Here is a 13,186-nt window from a genome sequence, read left to right as displayed (position 1 = left end):
AACGGGGCGCGGTGCAGCTTAAGCTTTGCGCCGCCGCTCCGTAATTTTTTATAATTATGTCAGATACGATATGCGCGATTTCCTCCCCGCGCGGAAAGGGAGGAGTGGCTGTAATAAGGATATCCGGAGACGGAGCTTTCGAAACGGTCCAAAAGCTTTTTAAATCAAAAAGCGCAAAAGAGCTCACCGATTATCCGCCTCGCACCGCGATATTCGGTGAAATAACCGATCCTGAAAACGGAAAGACGATTGACAGCGGAATATTTACGCTTTTCATGTCTCCTCACAGCTTTACTGGGGAAGACACGGCAGAAATTTCATGTCACGGCGGGATATGTGTGACAGGAATGGTTCTTGACGCGGCGCTGAGAGCGGGCGCAAGACATGCCGAAGCCGGCGAATTCACCAAACGGGCATTTATAAATGGAAAGCTTACGCTTACGGGCGCGGAAGGAATTGCCGATTTGCTGGACGCAAAATCAGAGACGGCCGTATTGCTGTCCGGCGCAATTGCGCGCGGGCGGCTTAGCCAAAAGCTTAAAGCGATGACTGATGAAACAACTGAGCTGGTCGCTTCTCTGTTTGCATATATAGATTACCCCGATGAAGATCTGGAGGATATGCCCGACTGTGAGCTTGAACAGAAGATAAACACGCTGATAAGCGAGTGCGACAAGCTGATCGAAGGGTATAAAACCGGAGAGGCGGTAACCGAGGGGGTTCCCGCGGTTATCGTGGGAAAACCGAATGTTGGAAAATCCTCGCTTTTTAATCTATTGCTCGGAGAAGACAGGGCGATAGTTACAGATATACCGGGCACAACACGGGATATACTCGAATATCCGGTAAAAGCAGGGAAAATTATATTAAAGCTTTGCGACACTGCGGGAATCAGAGAAAATTCATCAGATCGAGTGGAAAAGATCGGTATGGAACGCGTATGGCGCACAATAGAAGAAAAATCTCCGCTTGTGTTTGCGCTTTTCGATATTTCGCAGCCGCTTGACGCGAACGACAGAATAATTTCAGACAAGCTGATTTCTATTAACAAACCGGAAAAAATTATTCCGGTATTCACAAAATGTGATCTGGCACGAATCGCCGATAGTAAAAGCATCGTCGATATATTCGGTGAAGCGGAATATATTTCCGAAGATGATGATAAGTCCGTCCGGCACTTAATTGCGCGCGCGGAGAAAAAATATGCCGAAGAAGGTTTTAACGCTTCCGACGGAGGAGTCATCACGAACATCCGGCAGAAGAACAATATCTCCGACGCACGTGCTCTCATATCGGAGGCTCTGGAATGTCTGCAAACCGGCAAAAAGGATATTTGCGGCATTATGCTTGAAAACGCGCTGTCAAGGCTGTATGATATTGACGGAATACGCACCGCCGGAGAGATAGTCAATCGGATATTCTCACGTTTCTGCGTCGGAAAATAATTTATAAATATTAAACAATTGAGTTTTACGTCCTTGTATTCTCCCTAGCGGCAGGACGGTAATAACCCAATACTAAGAAGAGAATCGTTTATGGAAGACAGCTATAAAAATATTGTTTACGACGCCGGATGCGCCGATGTTATTGTAATAGGAGCTGGCCACGCCGGAACCGAGGCGGCGCTTGCTTCCGCGCGTACAGGCGCCGATACAATATTATTCACTTTAAATCTCGATGATGTATGCAATATGCCGTGCAATCCCTCAATAGGAGGGACGGGCAAGGGTCATCTTGTCCGCGAAATAGACGCGCTCGGCGGCGAAATGGGAAGAGCGGCGGATGCCGTATGCTTACAGTCGCGTATGCTTAATATAAGCAAGGGGCCGGCAGTTCATTCACTTCGTCATCAGTCAGACAGAAAAAGATATCACGAATATATGAAATCAGTGATAGAGAAAGCAAAAGGACTCAGACTTATACAGGCCGAAATAGCCGAAATTACAAGAATATCAGATACTCCCGGTGAAGATAAAAACGAAGAAGGGTATTTCGTAACAACGCATCTCGGGGCAAGATACCGTTGCAAAGCGGCCGTAATCTCAACCGGAACTTATCTTGATTCAAATATAGTCGTCGGAGACGCGTCATACAAGGCCGGCCCGAACGGAATGCGATCCGCGATGCTTCTTACGGCATCTTTAAAAAATCTCGGCGTTTCGATCCGCCGATTTAAAACAGGCACACCTGCGAGGATCCACCGGGATTCGATAGATTTTTCAAAGGCTGAGGCGCAAAACGGCGATATTCCGCCGGAGCCGTTTTCATCTGATACCGACGAAGACAAATTTGCAGAGATAAAGCAATATCCTTGTTATACTGTTTATACAAACGAGTTTACACACGGCATAATTCGTGAAAATATAGGACGCAGTCCGCTGTATTCCGGAAAGATAAAAAGCACCGGTCCAAGATACTGCCCGAGCATAGAAGACAAAATAATGCGTTTTCCGGACAAAACGCGCCATCAGCTTTTTTTAGAGCCGATGGGAGAGGATACTGCCGAGATATATGTTCAGGGATTAAGCTCGTCTTTGCCGGAGGACGTTCAAATGCGTGTGCTTCATTCGATTGAAGGACTTGAGCATGCGCAGGTAATGAGAAATGCGTATGCGATCGAATACGACTGCAGCGATCCTACTCAGCTTTATCCGACGCTTGAATTCAGAGAGCTACCCGGGCTTTTCGGCGCGGGTCAGTTCAACGGAACGAGCGGATATGAAGAGGCGGCGGCGCAGGGGATTATTGCCGGCATAAACGCCTCATGTCTGGCACGAGGCCTCGAACAGATCCGTCTCACGAGAGATTCGTCATATATAGGCACGCTGATCGATGACCTTGTAACGAAGGGGACGGAAGAACCCTACAGAATAATGACTTCGCGCTGCGAATACCGTCTGCTTTTAAGGCAGGATAATGCCGACAGAAGACTTATCGAATACGGCCGCGCTGCCGGCCTTGTTTCAAATGAGAAATACGAAAAAAAGCAGAAGCTTTTTTCGGAAATAGACGCTGAAATAGCCCGCGCGGAATGTACTTTTATCCCACCCTCCGAAGAGCTATCGCGCTTATTGGAAGAACACGGCTCTACGGCTGTAAAAACTGGAATTCGGCTTTCGGAGTTGCTGCGCAGGCCTGAGCTTGATTATGAGGCGCTGACGGCTGTTGATACGACGCGCACGCAAACAAGCCGCAGTGTATTGCGCAGAGCCGGTATAGAAATAAAATACGCGGGGTATATAAAACGCGAACGCGCCGAAGCAGAGGCGTTTAAAAAAATGGAAACGCGCCTTATTCCCTCGGAGATAAATTATTCTCAGATTAAAGGCTTAAGGCTTGAAGCCACGCAGAAGCTCGCGAAATTCCGCCCGGAAAGCCTTGGCAGAGCGTCGAGAATATCCGGAGTCAGCCCGGCGGATATAACCGTGCTTATTATTTATCTGTCGCAGCACTCGCACGGAAATCTGTAAAATATTCCTCGGTATCTCCAGAATAATAAAATATAAAGTTATGGAGGACGACATAAATTGCTTGACGCATTCTGCGCTTCGGCGCTCCGCGCGCTGTCGCCCGTTGAGTTGAATGATGATATGATGAGATCATTTTCGGCTCTTTATGACCGTGTCAAAGAGGTCAACGGTGAAATTAACATAACGGCAATTGACGGAATGTGCCCGGTTGTCCTGCGGCATTTCGCGGATTCGCTGTCGCTTTTATCAGTCAAAGACTTTTGTCAGTCAAAAGCGCCTGTTGTATGCGACATCGGCTGCGGAGGCGGCTTTCCTGGGCTTCCGATAAAAATTGCGAAGCCCGATATGTGGCTTTCCATGATAGACAGCACGGAAAAAAAGCTGAAGTCTGTAGAAACTACCGCCCAAATTATCGGTATCAATGATATTTCATTCTTTCCGCGGCGTGCCGAGGAAATTGGGAAGGCTTCGCAATTCCGCGAAAAATATGATTTTGCGGTTGCCCGTGCTGTCGCGGGACTGAATGTTCTTTCCGAGCTTTGCCTCCCGTTTGTAAAACAAAGCGGATATTTTCTCGCTATGAAGGGGGCGCGCGCCGATGAGGAAATTGCGGTCTCGCAAAAGGCGATAAAAATGCTCGGCGGAGAAATTATCGAAAAGCTGCGCGTCGATATCAAATATGAGGATGTAATGAAAGCCGCAGGTGAAAACGCGACGGCAGATGAAGCAGACGAACTTAAAAAATTTTGTGACATGTCGCGTTATATCATAATAATCAAAAAGACAGCTCGCACTGATCAGAAATATCCGAGGCAGTATTCCAGAATATCTAAAAATCCGCTTTGATCTGTCATTCTATTGCGGACAGACGGTATTTGTGATATTATAAAAATATGTCAAACTGGATATGATCGGAGCATTTACATTTTGCTACCGCTTTAAATAATTATTTAATGCCGTTTTTAATAACAAAGGAGTGATTTACGTATGTTCAGCGCCAAATCAGCGAAGGGAATATTGTTTTTTTCTCTTTTCCTGATGCTTGTCCTCGGGACGGCATTTTATATAGTTTTGAATATTTACAAATCGAATCCCGTCAACGAAATTTATAAAACGACAGGAAACAAAATTTACAGTCAGGGCATGCTCTTTGCAAAAAATGAAGCCGGAGACGGCGATGATACCTTGCTTAAAGCCGATGCTATATATTATAATATCAACAGTGGAGGAGGCTTTTATAACGTCTCTCCGATAAATGTCGATATGTCCTCCTTTGGCATTGAAGGCGGAAGGCTCGATTATTTCAGGTTTGTAAACGATACGAAGACATGGCTGTTTACGAGATGCTTTTCTGACAGCGCTTTCACTTATGACGATACTTTGATGTCATTATATGCGGACTATGATCTCGTCTATTGCGCGCCGGACGGCAGGAAATATATAACGAATGACGGCGGCAAGGGAACATTTTCATCAGTAAGCCCTCTTATGAAGGGATGCGTTAATATCACGGATATATACGGCGAAAAGATATCCGCCATTTCACCTGATGGCTTCACCGCCGCCGGAATAACCGGAGAAGTATTGAATATCGAATTCCGCAGCGCAAAGCAATCAGACGAATTGTCGGGTGAAAAAGCCTTTATATTAGCTGATTATAAATTAAATAACGCGAAGCTTATCCGTTTTATAAACAACCGCTGTATTCTGATATTCGCTGTTGATACGCAGGGAAAACAGGGTTATCATGTATTCGATGCCGTTAAAGGTGAAATGGCTGCGTGTCAGGTCCCGGAAGATACCGAAGCGACGCAGGTCGTTTATGCCGATTATTATCAGGCATACCATAAAAAAGCCGATGCCAAAGACGAAAAATATATTTATAGCCGCTTTTTTAACGTGGTTCTCGGAACTGAATATGCCGTCAAATTGGACAGGAAGCAATATGAATCGGCGGAGCTTTGCGCCGTAAGCCCTAATGCGGAGCGTGTGCTGATTACAGCGAAAAAGGACGGAAAAACCGTCACTGTCTGTTCAAATGTAAATAAGAACAACATGAATGGCAGGCAGCTCGTACTTGACGAATACTTCGGACTTACGGATGCCGAATCTTATTCAGATATTTATTTTTTGCACGATAATGTGATCTGGGTTAATTTTAACGGAGCCGAAGGTAAAACCTCCAAGGCATATAAGCTTAATTTTTAAATCAAATCCGCATGACGCACTTAGATAATGCGTGCGGAAAGGGAATTTTAAAATGAATAATAAAATTGATTTTTTACCTGTGCTTTTAGGAAGCGATCAAAACGCATACGGAATGGCACGCAGTTTTCATGAAGCTTACGGAATAACCTCGGTGGCAATCGGAAAAGGACAATTACCCGCAACGGACAATTCAAGGATTGTCAAAGTCGCAGTAGAAGAGCCAAGACTTGAGGAAGACGAAGTTTTCGTTAAAACTCTGCTTGATTATGCTGCTTCTGTTGCTTCCGCCGGAAAAAAGCTGCTGCTCGTTTCCTGCGGCGATAATTATACAAAGCTGCTCGCACGCAACCAGGATAAGCTGAAAGGAGCATATCTATTCAACAGCACCGACTCAAAGACATACGAAAGGCTTTCTATAAAAAAGAATTTTTACGATGTTTGCGACGAATTCGGCTTTGATTATCCGAAAACAGTCGAATGTGATTATTCAAATTACAAGAATATAGAGACTCCTTTCGAATTTCCGATAGTAATAAAACCATCAAACAGCGTGGCGTATTGGAACTGTTCTTTCCAGGGCAAAAAAAAGGTGTTTATCGCTTCGTCAGAGCCTGAATTCCGTGCCATACTAGACGCCATATATTCCTCCTCATATAAAGATACTCTTGTGCTTCAGGAGTTTATTCCCGGAAACGACGACGCGATGCGCGTGGTCAACTGCTATTGCGGTATGGACGGAAAAGTGAGACTTTTAGTAATGGGCAATGTGCTGCTTGAGGAGCATACGGCTCAGGGAATAGGCAGCTATGCCGCCATAATTCCCGGCCGCGATGACGCTCTCGCGGCTCAGATAATCGGATTTCTCGAAAAGATCGGATATACCGGATTTATAAACATAGACTTAAAAAAAGACTGTCGTGACGGAACCGGAAAATATAAATTTTTCGAAATGAATCTCCGTCAGGGTAGAAGCAGTTATTTTGTCACTGCGGCTGGATATAATCTCGCAAAATTTCTTGTCGACGATGTTGTGTACGGTAAAAAGCAAAAGCTTGTCATAGGTGAAGCCGGAGGATGCCTGTGGTCTATAATTCCCGCGAAGGTCATATATGCCTTTGTGGGCAATGAGGAGCTGAAGGCTCAGGCAAAAGCTCTCGTGAAAAGCGGCAAGCATATAAAGCATCTGCTGTACAAACCTGATATGACGCCTAAGAGGTATTTATATTTTATTATTAATCAGCATAAATACATGAAAAAATATAAAGAAAACTTTCAGAAGAAAGGGTACGATATAAAAAAATGAGGACACTCGGCATAATAGGAGGGCTTGGCCCGATGGCAAGCACATATTTTTCCGAGCTTCTCATTTCCCTTGCCGATGTGGCGCGAGATCAGGATCACCTCGACACAATAATGGTGAACCGTCCGTCAACTCCCGACCGCACCGCTTACATACTCGGGAAATCCTCCGAAAACCCCGTGCCTGTGATTATCGGAGCCGGTAAAACACTGAAGGCTGCCGGCGTCGAAGCGATCGCAATACCATGTGTGACAAGTCATTATTTTTATGATCAGATCTGCGAAGGAATAGGGCTTCCGGTTATCAGCATGCTTGAATGCGTTGCTGACCGGCTTAAAAGCTCCGGAATAAACCGGGCGGGCATTATGGCGACAACCGGGACGGTCACTACGGGTTTATTTCAAAAAGCACTGGCGCGGCGCGGAATCGAATGTGTGGTTCCGTCGGAAAAGAGCCAACAGAGAGTTATGTATGTGATATATGACTGCATCAAAGCCGGAAAGCCCGCTGATATGCCCGCGTTCTTTTCGGTATGCGAAGAATTGTTTGAGGCCGGAGCCGGCAGTGTTATTCTTGGTTGTACGGAGCTGTCAGTTGCCAATAAATCAATTGGGCTGGGAGGCAGATATACCGACTCGCTCGAAGAACTTGCGCGCAGCTGCCTTATTCGGTTCGGAATAAAAACGAAAAACAGAGCATTTGATTAAAACCGCAGGACGCTTAAGGACCCTTTTGGAAAAGGGTCCTTAAGAATCCCCTAAAACTCATTTAAGAATGGTAATAGGCAATTTGTGAAGCAAACGGTTCAAAACCTTTTGGAAAAGGGTCCTTAAGAATCCCCTAAAACTCATTTAAGAATCGTAATAGGCAATTTGTGAAGCAAACGGTTCAAAACCTTTTGGGAAAGGGTCCTTAAGAATCCCCTAAAACTCATTTAAGAATCGTAATAGGCAATTTGTGAAGCAAATGGTTCAAAACCTTTTGAAAAAGGGTATAAAGAATCTTTTAATAAAAATATTTAAATAATGACAAGGAGCGGTTATCGCAATGAAAACAAAGTCTCCGTTTACATTCAAGAGAAAAAAATGCCCTAACTGCTCCCGACGAAACTTTCTTTCCGCAGAGACATGCGTTAAATGCGGATGCCCCTTTGAGGACGAGTATACGCTTATGAAAATTCTCGAAAGAAAAGTGAAAAAACTTGATAAGAAAAAGGACATGACAAGGGAATAACTCTAAAAGAATGAAATATACAGTATTTCATATCGCACTTTTTTCCGAGGTGTACTTTTTAGGGAAAAAGCATATATTTCCGAATGAATCGCAAACTGCCAAAAAGATCTCATCGGCAGTTTTCGAGCATTCGGATAGTTTTTTATTAAGCCGATTCATATCAATGCCGCACATACGCATTTTTTCGGCGTCGATTTTGCCATCGCTAATGATTTCCGTCCATATCGATTCTTCCGGTACGGAAATTGACAGATCGTTCGGTGTCGACGGGCGTTCGCCGGCCTTTGGCAGCGCGCTAATTTTGCCGTTGGTTTCCAAAACCACGGAATTAAGCTTAGAAATATCAAAGTGCCCAAGGACACGAAGTGCTCCGACGAGCTCGTCTGTATCAATATGTGCTTTCTTCATACGGTTTTTATATAACACACCTTTATCCATTAATATTATCGGACAACCTTCAATAATATTGCGGGCCTTTTTGCTTTTGTTTGTCAGAATCGCACAGGCGAGAGTAAAAATTCCGTATAAACTCATTGCTATGACATTTCGCCATATATCATTGCCTTCGGCTATAGAAAGCTGAGCCGCGAGAGAGCCAATGGTTACGCTGTTTATATAATCATACAGACTCATGGAGGATACCTGGCGGTATCCGATCAGCTTTGATATTAAAAAAAGAATTATCAGGGATAATAACGTAGTCAAGGGTACCAGATACAGTTTCATAAAAAATACTCCCCGGATAAAAAATTCAGAAAAACGATCTCTGATTTATTTTTCCGCGGAGTATTTTTAATATACATTGCATGGTTAATATTTCAAAAGTGTTCCTCCGGCATCGGCGGAAGCGCGGAGCGATTCCGCGAGACGCACTGAAAGAGCCGCCGATTCTGGTGGGTTAATCGTATTTTCAGCGCCTGATGTTATAATACTGCGGAAATAGTCAATTTCGGAATAAAACACCTCAGAATTATCAAGCTCAGGCGAAAAAGCTTCACCCTGAATGGGATACACTGTAACCTTTGTGCCTTCACAGACTATTGTCGCTTTTTCGGCATTGACGCGGTAACCTGAGGAGAAAGGGAACGACGGGGAAAGAGACCAGTCTCCCGTGGCTTCAACAGTCAGAGACAAATCAGATGAACCGCGGGAGTATACAAGGCGTGAATGCACAAGGTCATAATCAGCATAAAATCCGGATGACGAACAAGAGATTTGATCCGGCTCCCCGAATAAAAACCTGGAAAAATCGAGATCGTGAATATGCATATCCAAGAGGCATCCACCGCTCTTTTCGGGCTGAAGAAGCCAGTTTTTGAATCCCCAAACGGGAGGACTGCTGAGACGGTAGAAAAATGCGCTCTTGATTTCGCCGAAGGTCTTTTCGCATACAGCGGTTTTCAAATAACGGTAATGAGGCATAAAACGCACGCACTGGCCGATCATGAGCTGTTTGCCGCTTTTGTTTTTCGCGTCAAGCATTAACTGACATTCTTCATATGTACGCGCCATCGGTTTTTCACAGAGGACATTTTTACTTTTTCCCAGCATCTCACAAGCAAGACGGCAGTGAACGGGTGTAGGGACGCATATATCTATGATATCCGGATCTTCTTTTTCCAGCATTTCGTCGAGAACAGAGTATTTGTTGAAATTATGCGTCGAAACAGTTGTGCTTGAAATGTTCAAAGCAGTTGAATGGGTAAACTGCTCCAGGCTTGTGTCGCATACGGCGACAAGCCTGATATTCTTCCCGTTATTTGAGAGAGCGTCATATGCAGCTTTATGCAGTTTTGCAATCGCGCCGAAACCGATCATTCCTACTTTAAGCAAAAATATCACTCCTTTGTTTGTTAAATATTTCACTCTGTCGCAAATATACATCGGCGGCAAATCAAAGCTGATTTGCCGCCTTTTTAAACAAAAATATTTTTTGGGAATCAGACTCCGGAATATGCGGAAAAGCCGCCGTCCACCGGGATGACGGTTCCGGTCACGAAGCCGCTTGCTTTGTTGTCACAGAGCCAGAGGAGAGCGCCTATGAGATCTTCGGGTTCGCCGAAACGTCCCATAGGAGTGTGGGCAAGAATTTTTTCGGTTCTTGCGGTGGGCGTTCCGTCTGTGTTGAAGAGAAGCGCTTTGTTTTGCGCGGTCGAGAAGAAGCCGGGAGCGATAGCGTTTACGCGGATGCCGGATTTTGCAAAGTGGACGGCGAGCCATTGAGTGAAGTTGGAGATGGCGGCCTTCGCGGCGGAATAAGCGGGAATTTTTGTAAGCGGACGGAATGCGTTCATGGAAGAAACGTTTATAATGACGGGACCGTCGCGCTTGATCATATCCTTTGCGAATACCTGAGTCGGCAAAAGCGTGCCTATATAATTAAGGTCAAAAACAAAGCGGATTCCGTCCGGATCGAGATCAAAGAAAGTGATAACTTCCTTGAGGTCGTTGTTTGCATCGGAGGGATCGTAATACTCCATGCTGGTGGTGCCCTTGGGGTTATTTCCGCCCGCGCCGTTGATGAGGATATCTATGCCGCCGAATGCGTTGTCGATAGTCTTCTTCGCGGCTTCAAGGCTTTCTTTTTGTAAAACGTTGGCGGAAACTGCGATTGCTTTTCCTCCGGCGGCGATGATTTCGTCGACGGTTTTCTGCGCAGCCTCCAGCTTTAAGTCAAGGACGGCGATGTTGGCGCCGCATTCGGCAAGCGCCTTCGCAAAGCAGGAGCATAAAACTCCGCCGCCTCCGGTTATAGCAGCGGATTTTCCTGAAAGATCAATTTTAAATGGTACACTCATTTATGTTTTCCTTTTCCTTTCGCGGGAGTCGCCCGCTTGTTATGATAAGTTTCCGATTACCACCGCGAGAAATTTACATGGCTTGTCGCCAACGGCTATCATTCCGTGACGGTGGGAGGAATCGTAATAAATCGTATCGCCCGGATTGAGAATCTCAGTATGTCCTTCAATGACCACCTTAAGGCTGCCTTCAAAGATCATGTCAAATTCCTGGCCGCGGTGAGTAGAGAGCGCAACCTCCGCGCTTTCCCAGTTTTTAACGGGAGGTGCGGTGACGACAAAGGGCTCTGCAATGCGATTTTTGAACAGAAAGGCCATATTCTGATAAGAAAAGCCCTCTCTGCGTTGGATTGGCAGACCTTCTCCTCTTCTCACGACGTCATAAAGTGAAAGACGGGTGCTTTCTCCGGTGAGCAGATCGGTTATATCTACGCCGAAACGCTTCGCAAGCTTGTATAAGAAGGTAAAAGAGAAATCGTCTTTTCCGCTTTCAAGATACAGATATTTTTCGGGTGTCACATCGCATAAGCCGGCGAGTTCATCGACCGGTATATCGAGTATTTCACGCAGTTCTTTTATCCTGCGGGCAATTTGTATTATATCGTCTGGCATTATATGGCTTCCTTTCGGTTGTTTTTCGGAGCATTATTACCTATGCCGAATAGCTCGGCTATTTCGGCGGGCTTATCCGCTATGAAATCGGGAACTATGTCCGGAAAGGCGTTTCTCAGGGCGTATCCCCAGCTGACCCAGATTTTGTGCATGCCTGCGTTTACGGCTGTATTCATATCAACCGCGGAATCACCGATGAAAACGGCGGAATCCGGCGTTGCGCCAAGTCTGTGGCAGATATAAACGGCTCCTTCCGGCTCTGGCTTATGAGGAATGATAATGCCCGATTTGTTTTTGACGTTGTATCCGAGGACAATGTCGAAGGTATCCGGAATGAGCTTATTGATGATGTTGTTTGCGAAAGAGTTTTCTTTATTTGTGAAGACCGCCAGCTTATAGCCTTTTGCATTAAGACCGCGGCACAGCTCCGGTATTCCGTTGTATGCGGATGTTTGGTCATTGTGACAGCGGGCATACACTCCTAGATAATGCCGATATGCGCGGTCTACAAATTCGGCATCGCGCATATCGGCAGGCAGACAGCTTTCAACAAACCGTCTGCCGCCGAAATTAATGGCGCTTAACACCTCTGAAAGAGATCGCTCCGGAAGCCCGAATGAGCGCAGCGTTTCGTTTATGGCTGTACGGAGATCGGGAAGGGTATATGCAATGGTTCCGTCAAGATCGAAAATAACAACTTTGACGGAGAAAATATCTATCTGGTACATTTATCTAATTTCTGTTTTATAATTATTTTTTGGATTAAAAACCGAACTTTTCTTTTTTTGCTCTGAGAAAATCAATGGCCGTCTGAATGTCCTTTTCAGGCGTTTCGCCGACCTCGCGTTCGATAGTGAGGAATCCGTTGTATCCGATGCTGTTGAGCGCCGGAAGATATTCGTCGAAATTTACCCCGCCTGTTCCCAGCGGAACTTCAAGATATTTGTCGGGGCTGCCGAGGTTTATGCCGTCCTTGGCATGGGTGTGAACGATGTATTTTCTGAGAGTATGGACGGCCTTTGCGGGATCATCCTTTACGCACATCACGAGATTGGCGGGATCGAGGTTTACTCTGACGCCCATTGCTCCGAGACTCTCAAGGAATTCAAAGAGAAGCGTCGCGGGCTCCGGTCCGGTCTCAACGGCGAAGCAGCTTCCAATGGAATCGGCATATTCGGCCAGATCTCTGCAGGCCACACGCATAGTCTCTCTGATCACGTTTTCCTCCGCGGGAACTTTTCCGATATGAGTGGTGACAATATTGCAGTCAAGCTCTTTGGCAAGATCCAGTATCTTTTTCGATACGGTGATAAGTCCGGGATTCTTCTGTGCGTCGGTAAAGCCATGACCAAGGTCGCCGCATATGGCGGAGAAAACAAGACCGTTGGATTTGACTATATCCTTGACTTCCGCGATTTTGGCCGAAGTCATATTGTCAGGATACAGCTCTCCGCAGGATGCGTATGCCTGAATTCCGTTTGCACCAATTTTGGCTGCGCTTTTTACGCCTTCGGCAAAGCCTTTACGGAAGGATTCTACGATTACACCGATTTTCATTGACATTG

General features: G+C 45.7%; 13 protein-coding genes. 7 read left to right on the top strand and 6 right to left on the bottom strand.

Annotated features, from left to right (window positions below):
* The first annotated feature begins 56 nt into the window (after positions 1-56).
* The 7 genes from mnmE (at position 57) to VB118_10405 (ending at position 8,211) form a co-directional block, all read left to right on the top strand.
* Complete coding sequence (gene mnmE / locus VB118_10435; protein MEA4833014.1) at positions 57-1,445, top strand: tRNA uridine-5-carboxymethylaminomethyl(34) synthesis GTPase MnmE; 1,389 nt, start codon at positions 57-59, stop codon at positions 1,443-1,445.
* 111 nt (positions 1,446-1,556) lie between these two features.
* The gene (gene mnmG, locus VB118_10430; protein MEA4833013.1) at positions 1,557-3,470 is read left to right on the top strand and encodes a tRNA uridine-5-carboxymethylaminomethyl(34) synthesis enzyme MnmG; all 1,914 of its coding nucleotides are present in this window, start codon (positions 1,557-1,559) and stop codon (positions 3,468-3,470) included.
* A 57-nt stretch (positions 3,471-3,527) separates the two neighbouring features.
* Positions 3,528-4,316 carry a 16S rRNA (guanine(527)-N(7))-methyltransferase RsmG gene (rsmG, locus tag VB118_10425; protein MEA4833012.1) on the top strand — a complete coding sequence of 263 codons (789 nt, stop codon included), beginning with the start codon at positions 3,528-3,530 and terminating at the stop codon, positions 4,314-4,316.
* A 141-nt stretch (positions 4,317-4,457) separates the two neighbouring features.
* Positions 4,458-5,678, top strand: a complete 1,221-nt coding sequence (locus VB118_10420; protein MEA4833011.1) for a hypothetical protein — start codon at positions 4,458-4,460, stop codon at positions 5,676-5,678.
* Positions 5,679-5,730: 52 nt separating this feature from the next.
* Positions 5,731-6,981 carry an ATP-grasp domain-containing protein gene (locus VB118_10415; GenBank protein ID MEA4833010.1) on the top strand — a complete coding sequence of 417 codons (1,251 nt, stop codon included), beginning with the start codon at positions 5,731-5,733 and terminating at the stop codon, positions 6,979-6,981.
* The gene (locus tag VB118_10410) at positions 6,978-7,685 is read left to right on the top strand and encodes an amino acid racemase (protein ID MEA4833009.1); all 708 of its coding nucleotides are present in this window, start codon (positions 6,978-6,980) and stop codon (positions 7,683-7,685) included. The genes VB118_10415 and VB118_10410 overlap by 4 nt, the downstream gene beginning before the upstream one ends.
* Positions 7,686-8,025: 340 nt before the next feature.
* Positions 8,026-8,211, top strand: coding sequence for a hypothetical protein (locus VB118_10405; protein MEA4833008.1), 186 nt, complete (start codon positions 8,026-8,028; stop codon positions 8,209-8,211).
* A 27-nt stretch (positions 8,212-8,238) separates the two neighbouring features.
* Here VB118_10405 and VB118_10400 read toward each other — a convergent pair whose 3' ends face one another.
* The 6 genes from VB118_10400 to VB118_10375 all read right to left on the bottom strand — a co-directional run bounded on the left by VB118_10400 (position 8,239) and on the right by VB118_10375 (position 13,184).
* Positions 8,239-8,937 carry a DUF421 domain-containing protein gene (locus VB118_10400; GenBank protein MEA4833007.1) on the bottom strand — a complete coding sequence of 233 codons (699 nt, stop codon included), beginning with the start codon at positions 8,935-8,937 and terminating at the stop codon, positions 8,239-8,241.
* Between the two features lie 84 nt (positions 8,938-9,021).
* The gene (locus tag VB118_10395; protein MEA4833006.1) at positions 9,022-10,044 is read right to left on the bottom strand and encodes a Gfo/Idh/MocA family oxidoreductase; all 1,023 of its coding nucleotides are present in this window, start codon (positions 10,042-10,044) and stop codon (positions 9,022-9,024) included.
* A gap of 107 nt (positions 10,045-10,151) precedes the next feature.
* Entirely contained in the window at positions 10,152-11,009 is an 858-nt protein-coding gene (locus VB118_10390; GenBank protein ID MEA4833005.1) for an SDR family oxidoreductase, read from the bottom strand.
* A 39-nt stretch (positions 11,010-11,048) separates the two neighbouring features.
* On the bottom strand, positions 11,049-11,621 hold the full coding sequence (locus VB118_10385; protein MEA4833004.1) for a cupin domain-containing protein: 573 nt from the start codon (positions 11,619-11,621) through the stop codon (positions 11,049-11,051).
* Positions 11,621-12,349 carry an HAD family hydrolase gene (locus VB118_10380; GenBank protein MEA4833003.1) on the bottom strand — a complete coding sequence of 243 codons (729 nt, stop codon included), beginning with the start codon at positions 12,347-12,349 and terminating at the stop codon, positions 11,621-11,623. Before VB118_10380 ends, VB118_10385 begins: the two co-directional genes overlap by 1 nt.
* Before the next feature lie 34 nt (positions 12,350-12,383).
* On the bottom strand, positions 12,384-13,184 hold the full coding sequence (locus tag VB118_10375; GenBank protein ID MEA4833002.1) for a sugar phosphate isomerase/epimerase: 801 nt from the start codon (positions 13,182-13,184) through the stop codon (positions 12,384-12,386).
* Positions 13,185-13,186: the final 2 nt, after the last annotated feature.

The sequence above is a fragment of the Oscillospiraceae bacterium genome, from assembly GCA_034925865.1.
Lineage (GTDB): Bacteria > Bacillota > Clostridia > Oscillospirales > SIG627 > SIG704.
This window is presented reverse-complemented; position numbering and strand designations above follow the sequence as displayed.